Source organism: Marinobacter salicampi (assembly GCF_011074795.1).
GTDB classification, from domain to species: domain Bacteria; phylum Pseudomonadota; class Gammaproteobacteria; order Pseudomonadales; family Oleiphilaceae; genus Marinobacter; species Marinobacter salicampi.
On the sequence record NZ_JAAMPF010000018.1, the window covers coordinates 278,719 to 303,153 of the forward strand.

At 59.4% G+C, this 24,435-nt stretch carries 25 protein-coding genes; 11 read left to right on the forward strand and 14 right to left on the reverse strand.

The features are described from left to right. Positions 1 to 24 precede the first annotated feature (24 nt). Complete coding sequence (locus tag G7W63_RS10320; protein ID WP_166257074.1) at positions 25 to 2,436, reverse strand: phosphoketolase family protein; 2,412 nt, start codon at positions 2,434 to 2,436, stop codon at positions 25 to 27. 278 nt (positions 2,437 to 2,714) lie between these two features. Here G7W63_RS10320 and ilvD point away from each other — a divergent pair, with 278 nt between their 5' ends. The 4 genes from ilvD to G7W63_RS10340 are packed head-to-tail and all read left to right on the forward strand — an operon-like array spanning position 2,715 to position 6,352. After that, the gene (gene ilvD, locus G7W63_RS10325) at positions 2,715 to 4,391 is read left to right on the forward strand and encodes a dihydroxy-acid dehydratase (RefSeq protein ID WP_166257077.1); all 1,677 of its coding nucleotides are present in this window, start codon (positions 2,715 to 2,717) and stop codon (positions 4,389 to 4,391) included. A gap of 46 nt (positions 4,392 to 4,437) precedes the next feature. Next, a complete protein-coding gene (locus G7W63_RS10330; protein WP_166257080.1) occupies positions 4,438 to 4,893 on the forward strand; it encodes a CopD family protein in 456 nt (151 codons plus the stop codon). A gap of 12 nt (positions 4,894 to 4,905) precedes the next feature. Beyond that, positions 4,906 to 5,844 (forward strand): D-alanyl-D-alanine endopeptidase, encoded by a 939-nt coding sequence (pbpG, locus tag G7W63_RS10335; protein ID WP_207308932.1) that lies wholly within the window; start codon positions 4,906 to 4,908, stop codon positions 5,842 to 5,844. A 28-nt stretch (positions 5,845 to 5,872) separates the two neighbouring features. After that, complete coding sequence (locus tag G7W63_RS10340; RefSeq protein WP_166257083.1) at positions 5,873 to 6,352, forward strand: asparaginase domain-containing protein; 480 nt, start codon at positions 5,873 to 5,875, stop codon at positions 6,350 to 6,352. A gap of 37 nt (positions 6,353 to 6,389) precedes the next feature. Here the strand turns inward: G7W63_RS10340 and G7W63_RS10345 are convergent, their stop codons facing one another. Next, positions 6,390 to 7,088, reverse strand: a complete 699-nt coding sequence (locus tag G7W63_RS10345; RefSeq protein ID WP_341273680.1) for a pseudouridine synthase — start codon at positions 7,086 to 7,088, stop codon at positions 6,390 to 6,392. Continuing rightward, the gene (locus G7W63_RS10350) at positions 7,085 to 8,122 is read right to left on the reverse strand and encodes a metal-dependent hydrolase (RefSeq protein ID WP_166257086.1); all 1,038 of its coding nucleotides are present in this window, start codon (positions 8,120 to 8,122) and stop codon (positions 7,085 to 7,087) included. Before G7W63_RS10350 ends, G7W63_RS10345 begins: the two co-directional genes overlap by 4 nt. 41 nt (positions 8,123 to 8,163) lie before the next feature. On the opposite strand from G7W63_RS10350, the gene arfB reads away from it, so the two are divergent. Continuing rightward, complete coding sequence (gene arfB / locus G7W63_RS10355) at positions 8,164 to 8,580, forward strand: alternative ribosome rescue aminoacyl-tRNA hydrolase ArfB (RefSeq protein WP_166257089.1); 417 nt, start codon at positions 8,164 to 8,166, stop codon at positions 8,578 to 8,580. Between the two features lie 82 nt (positions 8,581 to 8,662). On the opposite strand, the gene G7W63_RS10360 is transcribed toward arfB, so the two are convergent. Beyond that, a complete protein-coding gene (locus G7W63_RS10360) occupies positions 8,663 to 9,934 on the reverse strand; it encodes a lytic murein transglycosylase (RefSeq protein WP_166258331.1) in 1,272 nt (423 codons plus the stop codon). Positions 9,935 to 10,104: 170 nt separating this feature from the next. Here G7W63_RS10360 and G7W63_RS10365 point away from each other — a divergent pair, with 170 nt between their 5' ends. After that, entirely contained in the window at positions 10,105 to 10,923 is an 819-nt protein-coding gene (locus G7W63_RS10365) for a response regulator (RefSeq protein ID WP_166257092.1), read from the forward strand. A 16-nt stretch (positions 10,924 to 10,939) separates the two neighbouring features. Here G7W63_RS10365 and phoR read toward each other — a convergent pair whose 3' ends face one another. The 5 genes from phoR to G7W63_RS10390 form a co-directional block, all read right to left on the reverse strand. After that, a complete protein-coding gene (gene phoR / locus G7W63_RS10370) occupies positions 10,940 to 12,262 on the reverse strand; it encodes a phosphate regulon sensor histidine kinase PhoR (protein WP_166257095.1) in 1,323 nt (440 codons plus the stop codon). 39 nt (positions 12,263 to 12,301) lie between these two features. Continuing rightward, complete coding sequence (gene phoB / locus G7W63_RS10375; RefSeq protein WP_166257098.1) at positions 12,302 to 12,994, reverse strand: phosphate regulon transcriptional regulator PhoB; 693 nt, start codon at positions 12,992 to 12,994, stop codon at positions 12,302 to 12,304. A gap of 118 nt (positions 12,995 to 13,112) precedes the next feature. Then, a complete protein-coding gene (gene ubiA / locus G7W63_RS10380; protein WP_166257101.1) occupies positions 13,113 to 13,997 on the reverse strand; it encodes a 4-hydroxybenzoate octaprenyltransferase in 885 nt (294 codons plus the stop codon). Positions 13,998 to 14,078: 81 nt separating this feature from the next. Beyond that, a complete protein-coding gene (locus tag G7W63_RS10385) occupies positions 14,079 to 14,675 on the reverse strand; it encodes a chorismate--pyruvate lyase family protein (protein ID WP_242634385.1) in 597 nt (198 codons plus the stop codon). Continuing rightward, positions 14,641 to 15,198 (reverse strand): hypoxanthine-guanine phosphoribosyltransferase, encoded by a 558-nt coding sequence (locus G7W63_RS10390; RefSeq protein ID WP_166257104.1) that lies wholly within the window; start codon positions 15,196 to 15,198, stop codon positions 14,641 to 14,643. Before G7W63_RS10390 ends, G7W63_RS10385 begins: the two co-directional genes overlap by 35 nt. Positions 15,199 to 15,436: 238 nt before the next feature. Here G7W63_RS10390 and rd point away from each other — a divergent pair, with 238 nt between their 5' ends. Both rd and G7W63_RS10400 read left to right on the forward strand, forming a co-directional pair. Beyond that, positions 15,437 to 15,604 carry a rubredoxin gene (gene rd / locus G7W63_RS10395; protein ID WP_166257106.1) on the forward strand — a complete coding sequence of 56 codons (168 nt, stop codon included), beginning with the start codon at positions 15,437 to 15,439 and terminating at the stop codon, positions 15,602 to 15,604. A 16-nt stretch (positions 15,605 to 15,620) separates the two neighbouring features. After that, a complete protein-coding gene (locus G7W63_RS10400) occupies positions 15,621 to 16,775 on the forward strand; it encodes an FAD-dependent oxidoreductase (RefSeq protein WP_166257108.1) in 1,155 nt (384 codons plus the stop codon). Positions 16,776 to 16,804: 29 nt separating this feature from the next. Here the strand turns inward: G7W63_RS10400 and G7W63_RS10405 are convergent, their stop codons facing one another. Then, positions 16,805 to 17,419, reverse strand: coding sequence for a hypothetical protein (locus G7W63_RS10405; RefSeq protein ID WP_166257111.1), 615 nt, complete (start codon positions 17,417 to 17,419; stop codon positions 16,805 to 16,807). Here G7W63_RS10405 and tesB point away from each other — a divergent pair. After that, positions 17,418 to 18,287, forward strand: a complete 870-nt coding sequence (tesB, locus tag G7W63_RS10410) for an acyl-CoA thioesterase II (RefSeq protein WP_166257114.1) — start codon at positions 17,418 to 17,420, stop codon at positions 18,285 to 18,287. The two genes, G7W63_RS10405 and tesB, sit on opposite strands and share 2 nt — an antisense overlap. Before the next feature lie 63 nt (positions 18,288 to 18,350). On the opposite strand, the gene G7W63_RS10415 is transcribed toward tesB, so the two are convergent. After that, positions 18,351 to 18,800 (reverse strand): flavodoxin domain-containing protein, encoded by a 450-nt coding sequence (locus G7W63_RS10415; protein WP_166257116.1) that lies wholly within the window; start codon positions 18,798 to 18,800, stop codon positions 18,351 to 18,353. A 79-nt stretch (positions 18,801 to 18,879) separates the two neighbouring features. Next, positions 18,880 to 19,980, reverse strand: a complete 1,101-nt coding sequence (locus G7W63_RS10420; protein ID WP_166257119.1) for a GGDEF domain-containing protein — start codon at positions 19,978 to 19,980, stop codon at positions 18,880 to 18,882. A gap of 190 nt (positions 19,981 to 20,170) precedes the next feature. Here G7W63_RS10420 and G7W63_RS10425 point away from each other — a divergent pair, with 190 nt between their 5' ends. Together G7W63_RS10425 and G7W63_RS10430 are read left to right on the forward strand one after the other, a co-directional pair. Then, positions 20,171 to 21,736 carry an inorganic phosphate transporter gene (locus tag G7W63_RS10425; protein WP_166257122.1) on the forward strand — a complete coding sequence of 522 codons (1,566 nt, stop codon included), beginning with the start codon at positions 20,171 to 20,173 and terminating at the stop codon, positions 21,734 to 21,736. Between the two features lie 83 nt (positions 21,737 to 21,819). After that, positions 21,820 to 22,086 carry a hypothetical protein gene (locus G7W63_RS10430; protein WP_166257125.1) on the forward strand — a complete coding sequence of 89 codons (267 nt, stop codon included), beginning with the start codon at positions 21,820 to 21,822 and terminating at the stop codon, positions 22,084 to 22,086. 1 nt (position 22,087) lies between these two features. On the opposite strand, the gene panP is transcribed toward G7W63_RS10430, so the two are convergent. Beyond that, positions 22,088 to 23,764, reverse strand: coding sequence for a pyridoxal-dependent aspartate 1-decarboxylase PanP (gene panP, locus G7W63_RS10435; RefSeq protein WP_166257128.1), 1,677 nt, complete (start codon positions 23,762 to 23,764; stop codon positions 22,088 to 22,090). 203 nt (positions 23,765 to 23,967) lie between these two features. After that, complete coding sequence (locus tag G7W63_RS10440) at positions 23,968 to 24,306, reverse strand: DUF503 domain-containing protein (RefSeq protein WP_166257131.1); 339 nt, start codon at positions 24,304 to 24,306, stop codon at positions 23,968 to 23,970. Between the last annotated feature and the right edge of the window lie 129 nt (positions 24,307 to 24,435).

Below are 24,435 nucleotides of genomic sequence, written 5' to 3' on the forward strand. Positions count from 1 at the left end.
CATCGGAGCCTGGGACTTCCCCGTCTAACCCGCCAGGCAGCCGGGGTTGCCTCGACCTTCTGCCGCAGCCAGTTCTTCCGGGCTGAGCCATTGGCTGGCCGGTCTGTCCAACAGCTCAGCACAGGCAAGCAGTGCATGTGCCCAGGTGCACCGGTTCGCGAACAGCATGCCGGCCTCGTTGAAGGTGCCGCCGCGGTTCACATAGCCCAGCACACGGCTTCGGCCGGCCTCAGGGCACAGGCGCCAGACATGGCCTCGAAATGCTTCCGGGCGCATATGAGTCATCAGGACCCGATGTTTCATCCGTGACGGACACAGCCGTTCTATTTCGAATTCTGACAGACAGGTTCCGCTTTCCCACTCGTCCCTTGGCATCCGGAAGCGACCGGGTTCCTGAACGTAGACCAGCCGGAAGGGCGTGTTGGCGTCGTGCAGGCGCTCCGATGCCCTGATCATCTCGGACAGCTGATAGGCCCCATTGGCGATCAACAGGATGGGATCGCCGGCTGAGGTGTCTTCAGCGACAACCAGAGCGCCGTCCCGGGCCAGTTGCTCGGCCTCGGCCCTGTCAAAAAGCAAGGGGCGCGAGCGTTTTGGCACCACCAGGCAGCTTAGTAGGCCCCGGGCGCTGTAGATTGAAGGAAGCAGTGCCAGGGTGCTGTTGTAGTCCGCTGGAAACAGAACCCGCACCCCATCGTTCATTTCAGCCAGTAACGCTTCGCAAAAGGTGGTGTCCTGATGGGACTGCTCGTTCTTGCCGTTCTCCCAGGTATGAGACGTTGCGACAATGGGAAACCCGAGCCAGCCTGCAGGTCTGCCCACCTCCTTCTGGTGACGCGCAAAGATCACCTCCTGGCGAATGGCGCCGAGCATCTTCACGCAGAAAGCTTCGTAGCTGGCAACCAGGTTCAGACCGGCCTTGTTCCCAAGGCAGGCAGATACCACGGCTTCTTCATTCAGTGCAGTGATAATACAACCATGGATGGACTCCAGCTCGTTTTCGGGTTCGGTTACCCGGTGCTTGAGTGTCGCCAGCACCCCCGAGAGCTTATTGCTTGCCAGTTCATCGGGGTTGCCAACCCGGGGTCGCAGGTCAGGGTTGGCCGCGACCAGGGCTTGAAAGTAATCATCCACAGCAAGCATGGGCGAGCATGCGCTCTCAACGCAGGGGAGTTCGGGCAGTTCGGGCGCTTTCGGGTGGCGTCGACCAAGCGGATGATCGCGCTCCCTTGGTCGGCTCTGGGCCTGGTGCTGGCTTAACAGACTACAGGCAGAGGCCAGCAGCTCGGGGGGTACCCACAGATCACTGGTGGCGCTATTGAACAGCTCCCGGGAGCGCGCATCCACGCGGGGATTGCCCGGCAGTGGCAGATTGTGCGCCTCGTTTTGGCCAGCCCCATAAAATCCATACCCTTTCACCGTCTCGGCTATGCCGTAGGGAATGGGCACGGGATAGCTTCGCTGGCCGGCAGCTTCTTCCTGGCTGTATCGGGCCAGTCGGCGTTCCATTTCGTACAGGGTACATACAAAGGCCGCCGGATCCCGGCCATCGAAACGAATCGGGTCAAAACCGCTGTGCTTCAGGTGATGAATGAAGCCATCCAGGCCCGCTCGGGTGCCAAGTTCTGTGCGCTGCTCAATACGGCGGCCATTGGCAATCATCACGGGCAGTGCCGGGCCGCAATCCTGACTCCGCCACCAGCGCGGTACCCAATCGCTGCCTCGTTGCTCTTCTGCCGCCCCATCTGACAGAAACGCGACCAGGGTTTCTCCGGGCATGGGCATGTGAGCGTACTGAAGCTCTGCGAAACCCAGGTAGCCACCCTCCAGGATGCCGCCGGCGGTATGGGCATTAACGTGACTGCCCAGGGGAGTTGCGTTGCGGCCATTGGCCTCCTGTCGATAGCTGTAGAAGTCCCTTACCAGCTGGGTAAGCCCCGAAGTGCCGCAGTAACGGGCTTCCTGCTCCGGGTGCAGGTTACCGGTCAGCACGTTCAGGGCGTCAATCGCAGCGACGCAGTGGCCCTGACCCATGAGCCAGCTTCGAGTTTTCTCAGTCAGACTGTTCAATGCCAGGTAGGCTGCATAGGCGGGCACCATGTTGAGGGCGCCTCCGGTATGGCCCTCAGGGCTCACCTTGAAATCCTGTACATTGAGCGCCGCCCCGTCGGTACGGACGACGTTGGCATAGGTCATGTGGGCAACCAGCCACAGGCCGGCGCAGGTAAGGTGATCCAGAGCGCTGAGTTGCTGGTAGACGTCGCTGACTTCCACGACATGACCTGCTTTTACCAGTTCTTTGGCCAGTTTGACGACCTGTTCCTGGGTTTCAGGCAGATGCCGGATTACGCCGTAGCCATCGCGCCACTGGCGAAAGTCGGCATTGGCAGCGGCGTGCTCGTCCAGCGAATGCAGGTCAGCGAAAGATGAGTTCATGACGGCCTCCAGTGCAGTCTTCGGTTGGCTGCCAGTTTAGAGGGTTTGCCGGAGGCCGGGTTTGACGCATGTCAGAGGTTCTGTAGCCCGGGAATAATCGATTGTCCCTTGCCGCTTCTGTAAAATTTACTAATGCTTTAAATTCAGAGAAGTTTTACCCTGTTTTAACCATTTTGCATTTCGTCATCGGGTCCGCTTGCTTGCAGTACCCGATCAAACCAACAATGCTGTGAAGTGAATCACCAGCCATGACGGCGCTTAGGCAGAGGAATACACTGATGACTGACGACAAACGACGCCGATTCTCCGCACCCGTAGTCGATGGAATTGGCAAGTCGGCCAGTCGGGCCATGCTTCGGGCAGTCGGTTTTACCGATGCGGATTTCAAGAAACCCCAGGTAGGGATCGCATCCACCTGGAGCAATCTTACGCCCTGCAATATGCACATCAATGGGCTCGCGGAAGAGGCCGGACATGGCGCCGATGAGGCCGGCGGTAAAAGCCTGATTTTCAACACCATCACCGTGTCAGATGGTATTGCCAACGGCACCGAAGGCATGAAGTACTCGCTGGTGTCACGGGAAGTTATTGCCGACTCGATAGAAACCACCGCTGGGTGCGAAGGCTTTGATGGGCTGGTTGCCATTGGCGGTTGTGACAAGAACATGCCGGGCTGCGTCATGGGTCTTGCCCGCCTGAACAGACCTTCGGTCTTTGTCTACGGTGGTACGATCCAGCCGGGTGAGAACCACACCGATATTATTTCCGTGTTTGAGGCCGTCGGTGCCTACGCCAAGGGCGACATGGACCTTATTGAGGTCAAGCAGATCGAGGAGACCGCGATTCCGGGGCCCGGGTCCTGTGGTGGCATGTATACCGCCAACACCATGGCTTCGGCCATTGAAGCCATGGGTATGAGTCTGCCGGGAAGCTCCGCACAGAATGCGGTGTCTCAGGTGAAAATGGATGATTGCCGGGCCGCCGGTGCCGCCGTGATGAACCTGCTTGAAAAGGACATTAAGCCCAGGGATATCATGACCCGGGAGGCCTTCGAGAATGCCATTGCCGTGGTGATTGCCCTGGGAGGCTCTACCAACGCGGTGCTCCATCTGTTGGCCATGGCCAGCACTGTTGACGTCGACCTCTCCCTGGACGACTTTACCCGGATAGGCGAACGGGTGCCGGTGCTGGCGGACCTTCGGCCCAGCGGTCACTACATGATGTCCGAATTGGTGGCGATTGGTGGCATTCAACCCCTAATGAAAATGCTTCTGGATGCGGGGCTGCTGCATGGCAACTGCCTGACCGTGACCGGGCTCACTCTGGCCGAGAATCTGGCGGACGTTGCACCTTATCCGGCCAGCCAGACCATCATTCATTCCCTGGCTGACCCCATCAAAAAAGACAGTCACCTGCGTATACTCTATGGCAACCTGGCCCCCACAGGTTCAGTCGCCAAGATTACCGGCAAAGAGGGGGTTCGCTTCAGTGGTCGCGCCCGGGTTTTCCACTCCGAAGAGGAAGCCCAGGAGCGCATTATGGATGGAACAGTGGTTGCCGGCGATGTGCTGGTCATCCGCTACGAAGGGCCGAAGGGCGGTCCCGGCATGCGGGAAATGCTCACCCCTACGTCCGCCATTATGGGCAAGGGCCTGGGCAGTGATGTGGCGCTGATTACCGACGGTCGTTTTTCCGGCGGCAGTCATGGTTTCGTGGTGGGTCATATCACTCCGGAGGCGGCCGATGGCGGGCCGATTGCTTTGGTGGAAAATGGTGACGAGATTACGATCGACGCGGAAACCAACAGCATTACCGTGGCGCTAAGCGAGGAAGAGCTGATCCGCCGTCGGGAACAGTGGCAGGCGCCGGCACCCCGTTATCCGCGGGGCGTGTTGGCCAAATACGCGCATACCGTGAGCTCAGCTTCCGAAGGCGCAGTAACGGACAAATTCTGAGCACCGGGCGTCACCATTCCGGCCACCAAAATAAAGAGAGTAACTGATGAGTTTAATGATTGCGTTGCACACCCTCGCCGCCGTGATTTGGGTCGGCGGTATGTTTTTCGCGTATATGGCCCTGAGGCCGGTCGCCGCGAAAGTCCTGGAGCCGGGCCAGCGGGCTCTGCTCTGGTGTCATACCCTGTCCCTGTTTTTTCTCTGGGTCTGGGTCAGCATCGTCACGCTGCTGGTAACGGGCTACGGGATGATCGGCATGTATTTCGGAGGCATGGCCAACACGGGTTGGCACATCCATGCCATGCAGGCAGGTGGTCTGCTGATGATGCTGCTGTTCCTGCACGTCTACTTTGCCCCCTATCGCCGCCTGAAAAAGGCAATTACGGCCGACGATACCGCGGAGGCGACCCGCAGGGTGGGGCAGATACGAAAGCTGGTCGGTATCAACCTCATCCTGGGTCTGATCGTGGTCATCCTGGGGTCCGGCGGGCGTTATCTCTGAAGGGTCGAAAAAATGCGTAGTATGGTTGTAGCGGCGTATCTGGTCTTGTTTTCAGGGCTACCTGTAGTGTCCCAGGCACAACAGCTCGCGGCCAACTCGGCGATTAATCCGGACGGTCTGATGCTGGCGTCGGTGAGTGCCGCGGTGGCGGTGGTGGGGGAGGATGAACTGCTCCACGACAAACACGCCGACCGCCTGGTGCCAATCGCCTCCCTGACCAAGCTGATGACGGCTCTGGTGGTGATGGAGTCAGGCCAGGCGATGGACGAGTGGCTGGAGGTCTTCCCCCGGCATATTCCGGCGGAAGCCAATGCTTATTCCCGCATCCGCAAGGGCTCGGAATTGCGGCGTCGGGACCTGCTCAGGATCTCGCTGATGTCTTCCGAGAACCTGGCAGCCTACACCCTCGCCCGCCACCATCCCGGAGGCTACGACGCGTTTGTCTCGGACATGAACGCCACAGCCGCTCGGATCGGCATGGCCCAGAGCAGGTTTGTCGACCCGACGGGGCTGTCTGCCGGCAACCAGTCCACCGCCAGGGATCTGGTCAGGCTGGCCAATGCACTGCTGGCCTATCCTGAGGTGGGCGAGATGTCGGCGTCCCGCTACTTCACCGCCCGGTTCCGCCAGCCAAGGTATTCCCTGGCGTTTGGCAATACCAACGCCCTGGTGCACAGCCAGAGGTGGAACGTTGCCCTGACCAAGACCGGCTTCCTGGACGAGGCAGGGCGATGCCTTCTGATGGTTTCCACCATTGACGGCAAGCCGATGGTGACTGTCATGCTCGACTCCTTTGGCTCGCGCTCGCCTATCGGCGATGCCGGTCGCATTCGACGCTGGCTTGTCACCGGCGACAGTGGCCGCGTGGCTGGGGCCGCCTATCAATACGAAAGGAAGAAAAACGCCCACCATGCTGCCCGTGGGGGCACCTCGACAGCATCGAGCCAGTGACCTGAAACCTGACCTGGAGTAGCCGGCAATGATCCAGATTTTCACCACCGGGGGCACCTTCGACAAAGTCTATTTTGACGCCAATAGTGAATTCACCATTGGTGAGTCGACCCTACCGGCGATCCTGGCAGAGGCTAATATTACCGATCGCTACGCCATCACGGACCTGATGAGAAAAGACAGCCTCGAGTTGACCGATGCTGACCGGGAACAGATCCGCCAGGCGGTAGTGGCCTCCAGTGCGGCACGGATTGTGATCACTCACGGCACCGACACCATGCCCCAGACAGCACAGGCCCTGGCATCGGTCGGCGACAAAACCATTGTACTGACAGGCGCCATGCAGCCGGCCCGTATGCGCTACAGCGACGCCATTTTTAACGTGGGTTTTGCCTGGGCTGCGGCCAAGCTGCTGCCGCCAGGGATCTACCTGGCGATGAACGGCGAGGTGTTCGAAGCCGGGTCCGTTCGCAAGAATCTGAAGGCCCAGCGCTTTGAACGAACCTGAGGTTGGCCGCTTCTCGAATCATGTCGGCGCCGTCCGCCTAACGGACGCTGTTGATCTCGTGGTCTGATAGCGGGCGGAATTGCCCCGGGGCCAGGCTGGAATCCAGATAAATATCTCCGATCCGGAGCCGGTGCAGGGATTCCACATGGTTGCCCACGGCTGCCAGCATCCGTCTTACCTGATGGTAGCGTCCTTCCGTAATGGTCAGGTCCACCGTGCGGGGGCCCCGAAGCTCCGCCCGTGCGGGCGCGGTTGGCCGGTCCTCGTCTCTCAGTCTGACGCCGTTCTCCAGGTGGTGGCTAGCCTCCGGGGTCAGGGGCTCTGCGAGCTCCACACGGTAGGTTTTTGCGCACGCGGACCGAGGTGCGGTGATCCTGTGTGACCACTGGCCATCAGTCGTCAGTAACAGCAGCCCGGTCGTGTCCTTGTCCAACCGGCCAACAATATGCAGGCCCTGGCGGGCCTCAGTTGGTAACAGGCTAAGCACGGTCATGTGGTCACTGTCGATGGTGGCGCTGACAACGCCCCGGGGCTTGTTCAGCATGAGGTATCGGTCACCCTTAATGGACAGCAGTGCGCCCTGCCAGGTGACCGCCTGACCGGGCTGTATATGGGTCGACGTCTTGCGGCAGGGTATGCCGTCCACCTTGACCTCACCGGCATGGATGGCTCGCTTGGCTTCTTTGCGGGACAGCTCCGTACTGTTGGCGACAATAAAATCCAGGCGCAGGCTCATGAGCAGCTCAACCCCACTGGCCCGGTTTCGAGGGTAGCGAGACAGAGCACCGGAGAGGCGCCGGTTATGCGTTGCCACAACGCACTGAACAGGCCGGGCCGCATGGCAGGCTGGTCGGTTTTATAACTGCTGACCGGTGTCCACCCAGCGTCTTCAGGCTGAGCTTCGGCAAGGACAAAGGTAAACGGATGGGCGCCCGGTACACCAAGGCGGATATCGGTGGCCGCCAGCTTGTCCCCAAGACGTTCGTAGGCCAGGAATCCGTCAGTGAACCAGATCAGGCGACGGCCTTCGGCCAGGCTTGCGACCACGGATTCGAGCTCGCGACTGCGCGGGAAGCGTTCGATGGTCAGCGGAATCTCGCCATCGAGGAAGCCGGTGACGATTTCCAGCCGTTCATCTGGGGCAAGCACCGTCACCCGCCATAAAAGGGTAGTCAGCGGCATGGGCTGGACAAGTCGGGGCGCGTTTTCCAGGCCTTCTTCAGCCAGGGCTGGCATTACCCGCGCGGTAATGACCTGTTGGGCCGCCAGGCTCCAGCCCAGATAAAGGGTCGAAACCACCAGGGCAGTCCCGAAAACCGCAGACTTACGGGGGCGCCAGAGAGCAATGCCAATGGCAAGCAACAGAGGCAGAGTATAAAGTGGGTCGATAATGAAGATGCTCGTCATGGCGACTGGTTCACCCAACGGCCAGAACAGCTGGGTACCATAGGTGGTCAGGCAGTCCAGCAGGGTGTGGGTAACGAGGACCAGGCCGGTAAATGTGAGCCAGCGTTGCAGGCTGATGTCCGGCCGCCAGCGGTGACCGCCCCACGCAAGTACGACCGCAAGCGGTACGAGTATGAACAGAGAGTGGCTGAAGCCGCGATGCTGGCTGAAGTTTGCCACTGCCGTGCCATAGTCGAGGACCACGTCCATATCCGGCAGTGTGCCCAACAATGCGCCGACCAGCAGAGCTTTGCGACCCAGGGGCCTGGCAAGAACAGCACCGCCGATTGTGGCTCCAAGCGCTGCCTGTGTTATTGAATCCATAGAATTTTTTCCAGCTCGGGCCGAAACAGGTTGTTAACAGTATGCTCAGAATAACCGATCAGATCACCATTCCCGAGGCCGAACTCGAATTCCAGGCCATCCGTGCCCAGGGATCCGGCGGACAGAACGTGAACAAAGTGTCCTCCGCAGTGCATTTGCGCTTTGACATCAGTCAGTCGGTGGTCCTGCCGGAGTATCTGAAAGCCCGCCTGCTGGCCTTGTCCGACAGCCGGATTACGTCCGATGGCGTGCTTGTCATCAAGGCTCAGAAGTTCCGGAGTCAGGAGAAAAACCGTGCCGACGCCCTTGAGCGTCTGAAGGAGGTCATCCAGGAGGGCCTGGTGGTGCAGAAAGCCAGGCGCGCAACCAGACCAAGCCTGGGCGCAAAGAAGAAGCGCATAGAAAAAAAGAAGCAGAGAGGCCAGAAGAAGCAACTGAGGGGCAAGGTTGACCTCTGATCCGGTTGAGGTCCTGACAGTCCTGCCGGAGCCGGACCATCGGGCCCCAGCAGGAACAGCTGGTTAGCTTGTCAGCGCAGGTTCACCCCGATGCCGACGCGAGTGTTATTTCCAGCGCCTGGAAAAGATCGGCGCCGGGATAGCCGTCAGCGATCATGTCGTGGTCCTGCTGGTAGTTACGAATCGCCGCCCGAGTGGCAGGCCCCATGATGCCGTCAGGCTCGCCGGTGTCATAACCGGCTTCGGTCAGCTTGCGCTGCAATGCCTGGATGTCATCCCGGGCCAGGTTGGGCGTGTCTTCCGGCGGTGGCTGTTGCAGTGTCCCGGCACCGGCAATGCGGTCGGCCAGATGCCCGACTGCGATCGCATAGAATTCGGAGCGGTTCCAGCCCATGATGACGTTAAAGTTCTTATAGGCCAGAAAGGCCGGGCCTTCATGGCCTGCGGGGACGACCAGCGCCGCCTTGATGTCGTCGTTGGCGAGGGGCCTGCCGAAGGCATCGGTGAGCCCCAGCTCACGCCATTCCGACAGCGGCAGGCGACGACCATCGGCGAGGCTGTAATCGAAGCCGTCAGGCAGGCTGACTTCGCGACCCCAGCGATACTCGCTGTCCCAGCCCAGGTCCTCCAGGAATTTACCGGCAGACATCATGGCATCGTCGAGACTGTTCCAGAGGTCCCGGCGGCCGTCATTGTCTGCATCCACTGCGTACCGCAGAAACACCGAGGGCATGAACTGGACGTGCCCCATGGCGCCCGCCCATGAGCCTTCCATTCGCTCGGCACTGATAGCACCTTCATCAACGATGTGAAGCGCAGAAATCAGCTCACCGGTGAAATAGTCACTTCGACGCGGGTCGCAGGCCAGCGTCGCCAGCGAACTGGGCACCGCCATCTTGCCAAAATAGCTGCCGAAATTGGTTTCCAGCCCCCAGAAAGACACCAGGTAGGGTGCCGGTACACCGGTCTCCCGAGTGACTCGGGCGAGCAGATCACTGTGGGTTTCAAGTAGCTCCCGGCCCCTGGTGACGCGGTCGTCGTTGACCCGACGGTTAAGGTAGTCAGCAAAGGTCGTGGTGAATTCCGGCTGACGGCGATCAAGCTCGATCACCCGCTCTACATACCTGGCGTCGGCGAGCACAGACTTTGCCGTGTCCGATGACACGCCCGCCTCAACGGCCTTGGACTCAATCTTGGCAAGACAGGCGGCAAACTCTTCCTCAGAGGGAGCATCCGGTGCGGTTTGCGCCAGGGCTGGCACGGATAAAAACAGGGTAAAAGCGCCAAGCCACACACGTCGGACAAAGGGCGCGGCCAGGGGTGAAAACGGATTACAGAGCACGGCAAGCCTCATGGGTAGAATAGAGCGTCTGGCAGCCATGGTAGCCTGTTTCCGACCCTACAAAACAGCCAATATGGACGCCTTCCATGACATTTCATTAACCCCGGTCACGAGCTGTCACAAACATGGAAGTGACTTTCAACTATAGTGGCGTGCAGCAGATAAAAAGAGTCGGTCTAACTATGGCAACATTGAAAGCACTGGTAGTCGATGACGCCAGTTTCGTTCGGGATCTGGTCAAGCGCACGGTACGACAGCGCTTTCCGGTGATTGAGCTGGCCGAGGCGCCGAACGGCAGAAAGGCACAGACCCTGATCAGCCGAAACCACTTCGACCTTGTCCTGTGTGACTGGGAGATGCCGGAAATGTCAGGGCTGGAGCTTTTACAGTGGATGCGCCAGCAGGACGCTCACCGCAAAACGCCGTTCATCATGATTACCAGCCGTGGCGACAAAAGCCATGTCGTGGAAGCGGTCCAGGAAGGGGTGTCAGAATATCTGGGCAAGCCCTTCAGCCCAGAGGGTCTGAGCAACAAGATCATCAAGGTCATGGGCAGTCGCCTGCGCTCAGCTATGGGCAAAAGTGGCCAGTCGATGGATGGCCCGGCTGAGGCCTTTCGTGAGTCCGCCAACCTGCTCACCAGGAAGCGCGATCCGGAGCCGGAAGTCGCCAGGCGGGCGACCCCTGCGCAACGCAGTGTGGCAGCTGTAAGGTTCGCAGACAGCGTGTTGCGATCGGTGGTGAAGGACATCAACCTGACCGAGGTGCGGGTAATCGCCAAGCGGGACCAGGTGTTCCCGGGTATTCTCGACCAGGCTGTGGTCGATATGGAAATTGCCGAGGGCCAGGTGGCCAGGCTGAATGGCTATGTCCACCAACTGCAGGCGGTGGACAAGCGCCAGGATACGGATTTTGTCAGCCTGGTTATCCGCTTCGTGGACGAAGACCCCCAGAAGCTGGAGGATCTTTCCCGTTTCATTGCCCGCTTCAATTCCGGCTGATTTCGGCCAGTGCGGGTCAGATAAAGTCTTCTGGTTCGTACGGCGACTCGGCAATCCTCTCGCGGGGGAAATGGCAGATGAACTCGCTGCCTTTACCCATATCACTCCTGATTTCCAGCTTGCCATCGTGATTGAGTAGCACGTGCTTGACGATGGCCAGACCCAGGCCGGTGCCCCCGGTGTCCTGGTGCCGGCTGGGATCGGCCCGGTAGAATCGCTCCGTCAGCCTCGGAATATGGACAGGGTCGATACCCATGCCGGTGTCGCTGACGCTCAGGTGGGCGCCTTGGCGGTCGGTACTCCAGCGGATGGCTATCCGGCCGCCGGCCGGGGTGTATTTGACTGCGTTGAAGATGAGGTTGGAAAACGCGCTACGCAACTGGCTCTCGTCACCATGGAGGTAGGCGCCAGGGTCCACTTCAACGGTAAATTCATGGTGTTTTTCGCCACTCAGCGCCTGTGCGTCATGGTGAATATCTTCTATCAGCCCCGAAATATCGGTCACTGCATCGTCGGATATATGCTCATCTGTCTCCAGCCTCGACAACAGAATAAGGTCTGTGATCAGCGCTTCCATGCGGGCCGACTGCTGGGCCATGGTATGGATCGCACGGCGCCACTTAGGTGGCAACTCCTCGGCATGGTCCACCAGGGTTTCCAGGTAGCCACTGATGACCGTCAGGGGCGTGCGCATCTCATGGGACACGTTGCCCACGAAATCCCGCCGCATCTGTTCCAGCTGGAAAAGCCGGGTAACGTCTTTCGCCACGATCAGGCGGTCATTGTCGGCGAACAGGCTGATCTGGATCTGCAGGTGGAGGTGGGGCTTGGAGGGGGAGTTGATCTCCAGCGCTTCCCGGTAGTCGGCCCTGTCGAAGTAACTCTTGAAGGCCGGTGCACGGATCAGGTTGTGGATGAACTGGCCCCGGTCGGTCTGGCGGCGAAAGCCCAGCAGGTACTCAGCCGAGCCGTTCCACCACTCCAGCACGCCCTGGGCGTCCGTCATGATGACGCCATCCCGCATGGCGTTGGTCGACTCCTGAACCCGGTTGACCTCGGCCTGCAGGCGGTCTCTGGTGTGCAGGTGCTGTTGCTGTAAACGATGGAGGGCATCGAACAGATCGCCCCACAGGCCGATACTCTGGGGGGGCTCCTGTCCGGTGTCGGGCCCATTCAGCCACTGATAGAGTTTTCTGGTCTGGGTCAGGGTCCAGCAGAGGTAAAGCCCGAGGGCGGCCAGCAAACCCCATAAAGGCTGGCCAAAATAGAAGCCCAGGCCGGTACTGACCAGAAGCAGAATAAAGATTTGGCGCACATAACGGGGCCAGCTGTAGTGCATGCAATTACCTGTTCGGACTGCTCTGTGACTTCAGGAACCTCAGGCTGCGCGGGTAGAGAACCGGTAACCGGAGCCGCGGACTGTCTGTATAAGGTGGTCGTATTGTGGCCCGAGGGCCTTTCGCAGGCGGCGTATATGGACATCCACCGTGCGCTCCTCGACATAGACGTTGCCTCCCCACACCTGGTCAAGCAGTTGTGAGCGGGTATAGACCCTTTCCTGATGCGTCATGAAGAACTGCAGCAGGCGGTATTCCGTTGGCCCCATGGTAACCGCACCGTCGGGGGTTGTTATACGGTGGCTGACCGGGTCGAGGGTGAGACCGTCCACCTCAAGGACGGACTCCACACCCGGCGGTGTGGTCCGGCGCAGGACGGCCTTGAGTCTGGCCACAAGCTCGCGGGGGGAGAAGGGCTTTGTGATGTAATCGTCCGCACCCACTTCCAGGCCCTGGATCTTGTTGTCTTCCTCGACCTTCGCCGTCAGCATGATAATGGGGATTTCGGCAGTGCCCTCATCTTTTTTCAGCCGGCGGGCCAGTTCGACACCGCTGGTGCCGGGCAACATCCAGTCAAGCAGCACCAGATCCGGCTTGCGGTCTACGATCAGGGCGTGGGCAGTTCTGGCATCTGCGGCCTCAAGGCATTCGTAGTCTGCCATTTCGAGGGCAATGGCAATCATCTCGCGAATGGACGCTTCATCATCAACAATCAGGACAGTTTTTCCGGACATGCGCATAAGCCTGTATCAGTCGAAGTTTGTTGCTGCCTCATTACAACCTGCGCGTGTTACAAGTATATGACAGATCCCGGCACCCACCAGGGCGAGAGGGAGCGGCGGGCATTTTCTGCTACCAGAGATAGTCCAGTACCAGGCCGGCAAAGACCGCCAGGCCGGCCCAATTGTTATTGAGGAAGGCGGCAAAGCAGGCGTCCCGCTTGCGGTATCGCACCAGGTGTTGCTGGTAGATGAACAGGCACGCCATGACGACGAGCCCAGTATAGTAGAAGCCTCCCAGACCGGCCTGGTGCCCGATCATGGCCAGTACAAGAATGACCAGGCTCTGGAGGATGGCGATAATGGCGCGATCGTTCTCGCCAAACAGAATGGCAGTCGACTTGATGCCGATCTTCAGATCATCGTCCCGATCGACCATGGCGTAGAGAGTGTCGTAGGCGACCGTCCACAACAGGTTGGCAGTGAACAGTAGCCAGGCAAGCCGTGCCACTTCCCCTGCCTCTGCAGCCCAGGCCATGGGGATGGCCCAGGAAAAGGCCGCGCCCAGGAAAAGCTGGGGCAGGTGGGTATAACGCTTCATGAACGGGTAGATGAAGGCCAGAACAAGACCTCCAATAGACAGGTACAGTGTGAGCGTGTTGGTAAACAGCACCACCATGGCAAAGGCGGCCAGGGCCAGGCCCAGGAAAAGTGCCACGGCTTCAGCAGGCTTGACGCGACCGGAGGCCAGGGGCCGGTCTTTGGTCCGTTTGACATGGCCGTCCACCTTGCGATCGGCAAAATCATTGATGGCACAGCCTGCGGCCCGCATCAGGAAAACACCGAGGGTGAAGATGACCAGGTTGGCCAGGCTTGGCATGCCTTCGGCAGCCAGCCACAAGGCCCAGTAGGTGGGCCACAAAAGCAGAAGAGTGCCGATCGGACGATCTAGCCGCAAGAGGCGGGCGTAGTCCGTGAGCCGGGTCCGAAGGTCAGGGGGAAGAACAGTCGTGGTCATAAAGCGAGCCTGGTTTGCTGTCCGGTATGTAAAGGCCGGCCTGAAGTATAGCGGGCCCCACTGCTTCGGTTAAGGGTAGTGTCAGTCGGTACCTGCCAGGGGGCCCTTTTCCAGCAGGGCGGGCAGAAAATACTCCCCTACCAGCAACTGGTCCTGTTCTGAGTAGAAATGCGAGCGTCTGGCCACGGGAGGAAGCTGCTGGTCGCCGGGCTGGACTTGGCAGATTCCGGCCTGGAAGCGACCCCGCTGCCATTCAGGCCGACTGAAAAGGTAGGCGCCCAGGGGCTGGCGTCCCAGGTGTCTCAAGCGCCGGCCGGGACCGCGCAGGGTGGCTTCTGGAATGATTGTGCGGGCCATGACCCAGGGCTGGCCATCGCCGCACAACTGCACTTCACGGACCCAGGCCAGCTTGCGGGGGGCCAGGCCCAGGGCACCGCTTTCCTCCGGGGAGGGCGCTGCAAAGCCTTCGTTCAGGACGTCCACATGGAAGCTTTCCCGGCACTGCAGCTGCAGTGCCCGGGTCAAGGAGCCCTCGAGAGTCAGCCAGTACCTGCCCCAGCCGGGAACCAGCGAGGCATGCAATCCTGCAGAGGCCAGGGACGGGTACCAGCGAGTGGGAGGGACCTGCTGACCTGGTGCGGCGTTAAAGCCCCTTAACCGCATATATCCCCGGCGCATTGCGCCAGTAGCCTTTGTAATCCATACCGAAACCGAACAGGAAGCGGTCTTCTACCACCATGCCCGTAAAATCAGCCTTGAGCCCGGGGCGGGCCTTGCGGTCATGCTGCTTGTCCACCAGGACCGCAGTGAGCACTTCCCGGGCGCCATGGGCGCGGCAGTAGTCGACAATGGCATCCAGCGTGGTGCCTTCGTCCAGGATGTCGTCAACGATCAGTATCGTGCGATCAGTCATGGACGCCTCCGGCCGAAGCTTCCACTCCAGGATACCGCCGGTGGTTTCCTGGCGGTAACGGGTCGCATGCAGGTATTCCGCCTGAACCGGAAACTTCAGTTGCGGTAATAGTTGGCCGGTGAGGATGAGGCCACCATTCATGACACAGAACAGCAGCGGATTGCTGCCTTGAAGACGCGCTGAAATGGCATTTGCCATGGCTTTGACGGCAGCATGAACCTGATGCTCGTCCGCAAGGCAGTCGGCCTCAGCAAACACTTGGTTCATCTCGGCGACGGTGTCGGTCATAGTGATCAGATCCTGTCGTAAAACGCCGGATTATACCGAAGCTGGTGCGGGGAAGGGAGAGTTGTGTAATAAGTCTTGTTACAGCATGCAGCGCCAAAGGTGTCCCGTCGGGCATTGGTCAATCAACGCACAATGCGTATTATGGTCGGCCTGCTTTTCACCGTGGATGGCCCTTTTGGCCTTGCATGATAGATTGTCGGACAATTATTATCTGTCCCCCAGTGACCGGAGGTAACACATGAAGAAGTGGCAGTGCGTGGTTTGTGGCTGGATTTATGACGAAGCCATGGGTTGGCCCGAGGATGACATTGCGCCGGGAACGGCGTGGGAAGACGTGCCGGAGGATTGGGTTTGTCCTGACTGTGGCGTCGGCAAGGAAGATTTCGAAATGATCGAGATTGGTTGAACCAGGAGCGCAGAAGATGAGTACAGAAGCCCCCATTGTTATCATTGGTACCGGCCTTTCAGGCTATTCCCTGGCGCGGGAGATCCGCAAGCAGGACAAGGATTTGCCGGTAATCATGGTGACCGCTGATGACGGCTTCAGTTACTCCAAACCCATGCTGTCCACCGGTTTGACCAAAGGCAAACAGGCGGATGAGCTTGCCCAGGCAACGGCACAGGCCATGGTCGACCAGCTCGGTGTGGAGATCCGTACCCATACCACGGTCACTGGTATTGATGCCGAAGCCCATGAAGTGATTATCGGCGATGAGCGCCTGTCTTATTCAAAGCTCGTACTGGCCTGGGGCGCGGATGTGATCCATCTGGCCATCGCCGGGGACGGTCAGGAACATGTGTTTTCCATCAACGACCTGATGGATTACCGCAGATTCAGGGATGCGCTGGCAGCCAGTCGGAGGGTGGCCGTTATGGGTGCTGGCCTGATCGGATGTGAGTTTGCCAATGACCTGCGCAATGGCGGCTATGAGGTTGATGTCATAGCGCCCTCTGACACGGTGATGCCGGGTCTGCTACCCGCGACAGCCGCCGAGGCCGTCAAGGACGGGTTGGCCGAGGCGGGTGTTCGCTTTCATCTCGAGACAGTGGTGGAACGCATCGATTCCGCGGGGTCCGGAGTTCAGCTTGCCCTGGCCAATGGCGAAACCTTGTCAGCGGATATTGTCATTTCAGCGGTGGGCCTGCGGCCCCGTACCGACCTTGCCCGGGCTGCAGGGCTGGAGGTCAATCGGGGCATTTGTGTCGACCGTACCCTGGAAACCAGCGCCAGGGATGTCTATGCCCTCGGTGACTGCGCCGAAGTGGATGGCCATGTTTTGCTCTACGTGCTGCCACTGATGGCCTGTGCTCGGGCGCTAGCCAAAACGCTGGTTTCGGAGCCGACAAAGGTCACCTATGGCGCCATGCCGGTCATGGTGAAGACGCCTTCCTGCCCTACTGCTGTCTGCCCGCCACCGGCAGGTGCCGAAGGGCAGTGGCAGGTGGAGCGACAGGGGAATAGCGTACGGGCACTGTTCCGGAATGAAGATGGCCAGACCCTGGGTTTTGCGGTCACTGGGGACTACGCTATAGAGAAACAGGCGTTGGCCAAGGAGATGCCGCCCCTGCACGGCTAAAGGCTGATTTTGCCGGATCGGTCGATCTTTCAGAAACGGAACTCGATCCCGAAGTCCACATGGTAATTGAGGCCCTGAAGCTGATCCGGCAGAACCTCCGCGCCAGGAGGAGTCGGGGCGGATTTTGCCAGGGCCTCGGTCTGGCGCTGCGCTGCAATCTCTACAGCGGTCCGGTCTTCATCATAAGTCGTCAGCTGGTCACTGGTCCCGAAGCTGGGTTCTTTCCAGTGCCAGCCCCAGTCTTTTCTCCGGTCCACCTCCTCGGGCCAGCTTTGCTGAGGCAAGACCACCGGTCCGGGGTCCTGGTTAATGGCGGGTTCCGTGTCCAGGGCCAGGGCTTCAGCAGGCACCAGTAACCTGTCTGCGGTTTCGCCGGTTCCTGCTGGCTTCTCTGGTCGCTCCTCTCCTGTAAACGAATCATCACAGCATGCCAGTCCCGGTTCATAGCGCCAGTCGACTCCCTGACCAGCTGGTTGCTGGGCAAAACCAGGGGTCAGAGGAGCGATTGCCAGCAGAAAAACTCCGGCGCCACTACGCAGCGAACGTTTTGAACCGTGGGATTTGACAATCCTGCCATTGCGCCCGGCTTTGCTCTGGGGTAGAACAACGCTTCGTGAGCTAATTACTTTATTTGGAGAAGGCATGCTGGATATCACCAGAGCACTGGTTGAATTGCTGGATCTGGCCCCGGTCGGGGACGATCATTTTCAGGGCGAAAGCGAAGATCTGGGCTTTCCCAATGTCTTCGGCGGGCAAGTGCTTGGCCAGGGTCTCATGGCTGCCAGCCGGACCGTTGAACACCGGCTGCCCCACTCGATGCATGCGTATTTCCTGCGGCCGGGCAACCACCGGTTTCCCATTGATTACGAAGTCCAGCGGGTACGTGACGGCGGTACCTTCTCCGTGCGTCGGGTTATCGCCCGACAGGAAGGCAAGGAAATACTCACCGGTTCGGTCTCGTTCCAGGTCGAGGAAGATGGCTTTGAGCATCAGATTGACATGCCTCCTGCTCCGTCCGTGAATGATCTTACCTCTGAACAGGAGTATAGCGAGATGCTCCGGCCATACATACCCGAAGCGCTGCAGAAAACCCTGACCCGGGAGCGCCCTATCGAAATACGTCCGGTCGACCCCGTCAATCCGCTCAAGCCGGAGCCGCGGTCGCCCCATAAGCAAAGCTGGCTGAGGGCCCAGGGAAAACTGCCGGACGATCCGGTTCTGCATCGGTGCCTGCTGGCCTACGCCTCGGACTTCAGTTTTCTGGGTACCTCGCTGCATCCCCATTCGGTCACTTTCATGAACCGTGATATGCAGGTGGCAAGCCTCGACCATGCCATCTGGTTTCATCAGAACTTCCGCATGGACGACTGGCTTTTATACGACATGGACAGCCCCAGTGCTTTTGGCGGACGGGGCTTTAACCGTGGCAATGTATTCAGCCGGGATGGGCGCCTTGTCGCTTCCACGACCCAGGAAGCGTTGATCCGCAGGAAGCCCAAGTCCGAAAAATGACAACAAGGACTCAGTCAGCCAAGCCGTCGTGCCTGTGGTGTTTCCTGGTTCGCCAGCCCGACCTCAGGGCAGCTGATGAAGCCACGCCTCGAACCAGAGAATGGCCACTGTTTCAGGTTCTGTGACCTCCAGGGCATCAATGCGCAGGGTTTCTCCAACCTTGACGGCGGCCACCTCGAGCAACGCTTCTTCCATCAGATCTCCGGCACCGCAGTAGGTGTCGCCGTAGGAGCTGTCGCCCAGCACAATGATGCCAAAAGGGCGCCCCTCCTGCATGGGCATCTGGTCGCGCAGGCCCAGATAGAGCGGCAACAGTCCCGGCGGGACCTCGCCCTGGCCGGTGGTGGACGTGCAGATGAGCACCGGATCCCGGTTTGCCGTCAAATCCTCCAGTTCTGGCTCCTCCACGACCCTGATGCAGTGTCCCTGGGCTCGGAACTGCTTGCTGAGTTCGCGGGCTGTCTGTAATGCCCCGCCATAAACACTGCCCACCAGCACGGTAACCGCTGTCATTTAGGTTTCTCTTGTCTGCGACTGAGCGGGCTATGTTAGCCCCCGCTCCGGCCTCGCTCAAGCCGAACTGGACGCCGAGCTAGGCAGAGGAGGCCGCGCCCGGCGAGCTCGTGCTTCTGACCCGTGGAGCAATCCGGTTTCGACCGGCACCCTTGGCTTCATACAGATTGGCGTCGGCCTGTTTCAGTATCTGTTCGATGCTTCCTACCTGGGAAATGGAGCACACACCAGCACTGATAGTAACTGGCAAGCGCTTGCCCCCAAGTGTGAAGGCCATCTGCTCGACCTGCTCCCTTACTCTTTCCGCCAACGTCAGTGCCTGCAGCAGGGAGGTGTCGGGCAGCAGAATGAGGAACTCCTCCCCGCCCCAGCGCGCTGGCACATCCGATTCTCTCAGTGCGGTCTTGAGAAGGTCGGCAAACTGTTTCAGAACCAGGTCACCGGCGTTATGGCTGAATTCGTCATTGATCCGCTTGAACAGGTCAAGGTCGATAAGAACAATGGAAAAGTGGCGTCCGGAACGCTGGAAGCGCTGGAACTCGGCACTCATCCTTTGGTGCATGTCGCGCCGGTTGGCCAGACCGGTCAGCTCGTCGGTGCGCGCGGCGCGTTCATGCATAATGGCGAGGCTGACCAACTCGTAACGGGCCTTGCGCCGGCTGGCTTCGAGTACAAAACAGAAAATCGACTCAAAGGCGATGGTGGCAAAGAAGCGGATCTTGAAATCGCTGCCGTACTCGGCCGTCACGAAAGGCAGCTGGGGAAACTGGAAGACAATGCCGGCAAATATCAGGCAGGCGCTCAGTAACAGCGTGCCTGTCTTCAGGTCGGTCAGGTAAAAGAGCAAGGGTGGAAATACGTAGAACCATAGCGGGCCGGTATTGCTCTCCCCGCCGGATGCAATCAGGTAGGCGAACAGAGCCGCCACCGTGGCTATCATGCCGGTCTTGTTGGCGGTCCGGTTCCGGGTGCGCCAGAACACTAGAAGATTGATCGTAATAACGCCGGCAAAGGCCCAAAGGGCATAGGCATGGCCGGCGTGGCTTGAGGCCATCGCCTTGGCGCCGATGCCCAGCAGAAACACGATCGCCATCAATGAGAGCCAGGTGAGCACCCGGGAAACCCGGATCTCTTCCTGCTCTTCGGCGGTGTCCAGTCGTGCCTTTGCAAACTCATTCATGCACGCGCCGTCTCGTTGTTATTAAAATGACGTCTAGCCAGTCGATTATGCGTCAAAATCTCAGGTTTTAATATAGAGGTGCAGGTCTGGCGGGGAAGCAGAGTCCGCACTGAACGCCTCTATTATTTCAATCCCATGACAAAAATCTTATAGTGGCCGCCTGAGATCCTAACCCAGGGCAAGATCTGTTATGGCGAAGAGCAAAGGCTTTTTCGAGAAGGCGCTGACCAGCCGGTCGACCGAGCGTTTCCGTATAGGTATCTGTCTTTTATTTTTGCTCGGCGTCTGGCTCTATGTGGGCCAGTTGAGCGCTGACCTCCCCTCCAGCATGCTTTTGATGGCTGCGGCTGTGATCGGCGGCTACATGGCCATCAACATTGGTGCCAATGATGTCGCCAATAACGTTGGGCCAGCGGTCGGTGCAGGTGCTCTGTCCCTGGGTGCGGCGGTACTGCTGGCTGCGGTGTTTGAAGCGGCCGGTGCCATCATTGCCGGGGGCGACGTGGTGTCCACTATAAAGGGCGGTATTATCGCCCCGGAACGCCTGCCCGACGTCAGCTCGTTTGTCTGGCTAATGACCGCCGCCTTACTGGCGGGGGCACTGTGGCTGAATCTGGCCACCTGGATGGGCGCCCCGGTTTCCACCACCCACTCCATTGTTGGTGGTGTGCTCGGTGCCGGCATCGCAGCCGGGGGCTGGGGGATTGCCGACTGGAATGTGATGGCAGCGATTGTGGCGAGTTGGGTTATCTCCCCGGTACTTGGGGGCGTGTTTGCCGCCCTGTTTCTCTACCTTATCAAGCGCACGGTGCTTTATCGCCAGGATGTGGTGGCGGCTGCCCGCAAATTCGTTCCCTGGGTTGTGGCCATCATGGCGTGGGCGTTCGGCACCTACCTGATGGTCAAGGGGGTCAAGAAACTCATACAGGTGGATTTCCTGGGTGCCTCGCTGGTAGGCCTTGCTGTGGCAGCGGTAGTGCTAATCATCATGCGCATGCTGGTGAACAGCAAGGCGGCCACCATGGAAAGCAACGCCGCTGGTGTCAACACGCTGTTTACCTGGCCATTGATCTTTGCGGCCGCCCTGTTGAGCTTCGCCCACGGGGCCAACGACGTAGCCAATGCCATCGGGCCTCTGGCCGCTATCAATGATGCGCTCGCGGGGGGAGATATCGTTGCCAGCGCCAGCATTCCGCTCTGGGTGATGCTGGTGGGGGCGCTTGGCCTGGCGGTCGGCCTGATGCTCTTTGGCCCCCGCCTGATACGCACAGTCGGCAGCGAGATTACCGAACTCGACAAAACCCGGGCCTTCTGTATCGCACTTTCTGCTGCGCTGACGGTGATTATCGCGTCACAGTTGGGTTTGCCGGTCAGCTCAACCCACATTGCCATTGGCGGTGTCTTCGGTGTCGGGTTCCTGCGGGAGTATCTCAAGTCCAACTACGCCAGCCAGATCCACAACATCATCCAGGAACATGATGAGGTGGAGCGGGCGCGTCTGCAGCCTTTCCTGGACGACTTCCGGAATGCCTCGGTGGAAGAGATGGAGCAGCTGCTCAAACATGCCCGCAAGCAGAAGAAAGAGCTGCCCCTTTCGAAGCGCGAACGTAAGCGTCTGAAGAAGATCTACCGGGAGGAACTGGTCAAGCGCTCTCACCTGACCCGGATTATCGCGGCCTGGGTTATTACTGTTCCGGCCTCAGCTGGCATGGCTGCCTTGCTGTTTTTCACCCTCAGGGGGCTGCTGATCGACTAGACTGGCAGGCACAGCGATGAATCCGTCATACTGAACCGGCCGGGCATAGGCCCGGCCGGCAGCCAATTAATCAGGAGTTCAGCATGAGCAATGCTTCAGAGGGTCGTCAGGCTCGAATCATTGATGAGTTGCGGGTTTTTATCAAAAAGGTCATGAGTGACCCCACCATTGCGGTGAAGTCTGTTGAAATTGCCCGCAAATACCGTGGTCAGCCAAATGCCGACGAATTGATTGCACGGGAGATAAGCGCTAATACCAACGTTCGCATTCCTGAAAACTGGAGCGAAGCGGACCATATGTTCCTCGAAATTCTGCACGACGTGCTGGATGACGAAGAGGCCATGTACTAGCTCAGGCCTCCCGGGTCTTTGGTAACTGTTCCGCCAGGATGGCCCGTGCCTGCTGCAACAGAATGGCAAGCTCGTCCTGGATATCAGGCTCTGTGGCCAGCACCTGTTGCTCGTCCAGTATGTCCCGCAGGATGTCGGTGGTCGTCAGCGGATTGGCCAGCACCACCCGAAAGACGATGCAGGGGAAGTGATGGTGGCGGGCAGGCTCGAGCCTGGTCCGTGAAACGAACGCCTTGCCGTGCTCACGCTGGGTCTTCTGGATGAACTTGGTGATCCGGTTGAGGCTGGTGTTCAGGCGCTCGGCCTGAAGCGGGTTGGCCACGTCCAGCGCCTGTTGCGCAAGTTCCGGGCAGTAGCGATAGGTAAGAATGTTCAGTTCGGGTTTGGTGACCAGTTCGAAGTCCGGTCTCTGTTCGATCATGCCGGCAAAAGTCTGGGCCTTCTCTATACCCTGGTCGATCAATATCTCGTAGCCTTCCCGAGCCAGAATCTTCAGCCCCGAGTGGATCAGCATGGCCATGCCGGGGCGTGACCCTTCCAGCGTGTTACTGCCCAGATCCCGTGACCCCTTACGGATTATATACTGCGCGTGGTGTTCTACAGCTCCTGCCAGGGCCGGGTCGCGGAACACAACGAGCCCCGAGCCCATGGGAACATACAGCTGCTTATGGGCATCAAATGTGACCGAATCGGCCTGTTCAATGCCCTTGAGCAGATGGCGGTGTGAGCGCGAGAAGAGTGTCGGCCCGCCCCAGGCCCCATCAACATGGAAGTGCGCGCCAAACTCCCGCGCTATGTCTGCCATGGCATCCAGCGGATCAACATTGCCTGTTTCCGTGGTACCGGCAATTCCACAGATGGCCAGCACCTTGATTTTCTGCTTCTGCAAGGCCCGGCACCGGTCCCGCAGGGCATCGGTCTGTATCCGATTATCGTCATCGGTATCAATGGCAATCAGGAATTCCCGGCCCAGGCCGAGCACATCCGCAGCTTTGCGCAGGGAGTAGTGGCCACGCCGGGAAACGAGGATGGCGGCACCCTCGTAACCATAATATTTCAGGGCCCGGAAAAGACCTTCCTGGTGCAGCCCGCGGAAACTCCCCTCCGCAGGAAATGCATGGTTACGGGCTACCCACAGGGCCGTCAGATTGGCAATGGTGCCGCCGGAGCACATGACGCCCAGGGCATGGCTGGGGTCGTGCATCCACTTGCGGTAAAACGCCCCGTCCTGCTGGTAAACCAGCCGGTGGATCATGCCCAGTACCTGGCGCTCCAGGGGCGTGAAGGCCTTGGATGTTTCGGTTTTGACCAGGTTCTGGTTCAGGGCAATCATGATCTTGGATAGCGGCAGCATGAAGTAGGGCAGCGCTGACGTCATGTGACCGATAAAACTGGGCGAGGCGGTGTGAACGGAGTTGGCGACCAGCTTGTCGAGCAGGAACTGGGCCTGCTCCGAGACAAAAATGGGTTTTTCGGGCACGGAGGATTCCGAGAAGTTCTTCTCGACATCGCTCAGGTCGCGTTCGACCGCAACAATATGCTCTTGCAGGAATCCGGCAAGGTTGCGGGAAATGTCCTGGTCAACACGGCTCAGCGTGGATTCCGGTGCCTCGGGCACCGTGAATACACGGTACATCGCCTCGATCGAAGCCTGAGCGGTTTTTTTCTTACCGGTCATATGCGCCACGCACGGTCAGTGGTGTGCCGTTCGCATCGATCCTGATACGCTAACGGTCAGAAAACAGGAAGTCATGGACTGCCTCTCAGTCAGTCTGGCACACGGTGTGCCGAAAAGCTCCGTGCCAGCTGTGTTCGCGTCCCCGCGGGGACGCGTAGTATACGGTGTCATCCCCCGGCTGCCAACGTCCCCCATGGGCAGTGTCAGAGTATCTCCCTCTGGACATCAAGCACGGGGGCGTCAATTCGCTCGGCGATGGCCTTCTCGACCTGGTCAAGCCGTTCCTGGATCTGGCGTGAAGAGGTACCCAGGGTCGCCACAGTCCAGGTGGCGGAGTCCAGGGCGTCGATATCGGCGGTTTCCGCGACGGCCAGATCCGGCTCCTTGCCCCAGATGGCTCGCATAGGCGTGAACGCCTTGCGCTTGGCTTTCAGGTCATTACACCCGTACACCTGGAAGTGTAGTGTCAGGACGCCCACATGGGGCGTGATGGCAGGGCCATGGTCTGGCGTGGCCAGCAAGCGTCTCAGAGCATCAGACATAACAGAACCTGAAGTTTTGAAATCAACTGCCCCGACCGGAGCACGCGGAAAAGCTACGGGGGCACTTGGGCACCCCGTTGAGTTGAGTCTACTATTTCAACTTTTATTGCGCTATTGCGTGATCGGCGC

Coding starts and splice junctions, on each gene's coding strand:
- G7W63_RS10320 (WP_166257074.1), bottom strand. CDS start 2,436: ATGAACTCATCTTTCGCTGACCTGCATTCGCTGGACGAGCACGCCGCT.
- ilvD (WP_166257077.1), top strand. CDS start 2,715: ATGACTGACGACAAACGACGCCGATTCTCCGCACCCGTAGTCGATGGA.
- G7W63_RS10330 (WP_166257080.1), top strand. CDS start 4,438: ATGAGTTTAATGATTGCGTTGCACACCCTCGCCGCCGTGATTTGGGTC.
- pbpG (WP_207308932.1), top strand. CDS start 4,906: ATGCGTAGTATGGTTGTAGCGGCGTATCTGGTCTTGTTTTCAGGGCTA.
- G7W63_RS10340 (WP_166257083.1), top strand. CDS start 5,873: ATGATCCAGATTTTCACCACCGGGGGCACCTTCGACAAAGTCTATTTT.
- G7W63_RS10345 (WP_341273680.1), bottom strand. CDS start 7,088: ATGAGCCTGCGCCTGGATTTTATTGTCGCCAACAGTACGGAGCTGTCC.
- G7W63_RS10350 (WP_166257086.1), bottom strand. CDS start 8,122: ATGGATTCAATAACACAGGCAGCGCTTGGAGCCACAATCGGCGGTGCT.
- arfB (WP_166257089.1), top strand. CDS start 8,164: ATGCTCAGAATAACCGATCAGATCACCATTCCCGAGGCCGAACTCGAA.
- G7W63_RS10360 (WP_166258331.1), bottom strand. CDS start 9,934: ATGAGGCTTGCCGTGCTCTGTAATCCGTTTTCACCCCTGGCCGCGCCC.
- G7W63_RS10365 (WP_166257092.1), top strand. CDS start 10,105: ATGGCAACATTGAAAGCACTGGTAGTCGATGACGCCAGTTTCGTTCGG.
- phoR (WP_166257095.1), bottom strand. CDS start 12,262: ATGCACTACAGCTGGCCCCGTTATGTGCGCCAAATCTTTATTCTGCTT.
- phoB (WP_166257098.1), bottom strand. CDS start 12,994: ATGTCCGGAAAAACTGTCCTGATTGTTGATGATGAAGCGTCCATTCGC.
- ubiA (WP_166257101.1), bottom strand. CDS start 13,997: ATGACCACGACTGTTCTTCCCCCTGACCTTCGGACCCGGCTCACGGAC.
- G7W63_RS10385 (WP_242634385.1), bottom strand. CDS start 14,675: ATGCGCCGGGGATATATGCGGTTAAGGGGCTTTAACGCCGCACCAGGT.
- G7W63_RS10390 (WP_166257104.1), bottom strand. CDS start 15,198: ATGACCGACACCGTCGCCGAGATGAACCAAGTGTTTGCTGAGGCCGAC.
- rd (WP_166257106.1), top strand. CDS start 15,437: ATGAAGAAGTGGCAGTGCGTGGTTTGTGGCTGGATTTATGACGAAGCC.
- G7W63_RS10400 (WP_166257108.1), top strand. CDS start 15,621: ATGAGTACAGAAGCCCCCATTGTTATCATTGGTACCGGCCTTTCAGGC.
- tesB (WP_166257114.1), top strand. CDS start 17,418: ATGCTGGATATCACCAGAGCACTGGTTGAATTGCTGGATCTGGCCCCG.
- G7W63_RS10405 (WP_166257111.1), bottom strand. CDS start 17,419: ATGCCTTCTCCAAATAAAGTAATTAGCTCACGAAGCGTTGTTCTACCC.
- G7W63_RS10415 (WP_166257116.1), bottom strand. CDS start 18,800: ATGACAGCGGTTACCGTGCTGGTGGGCAGTGTTTATGGCGGGGCATTA.
- G7W63_RS10420 (WP_166257119.1), bottom strand. CDS start 19,980: ATGAATGAGTTTGCAAAGGCACGACTGGACACCGCCGAAGAGCAGGAA.
- G7W63_RS10425 (WP_166257122.1), top strand. CDS start 20,171: ATGGCGAAGAGCAAAGGCTTTTTCGAGAAGGCGCTGACCAGCCGGTCG.
- G7W63_RS10430 (WP_166257125.1), top strand. CDS start 21,820: ATGAGCAATGCTTCAGAGGGTCGTCAGGCTCGAATCATTGATGAGTTG.
- panP (WP_166257128.1), bottom strand. CDS start 23,764: ATGACCGGTAAGAAAAAAACCGCTCAGGCTTCGATCGAGGCGATGTAC.
- G7W63_RS10440 (WP_166257131.1), bottom strand. CDS start 24,306: ATGTCTGATGCTCTGAGACGCTTGCTGGCCACGCCAGACCATGGCCCT.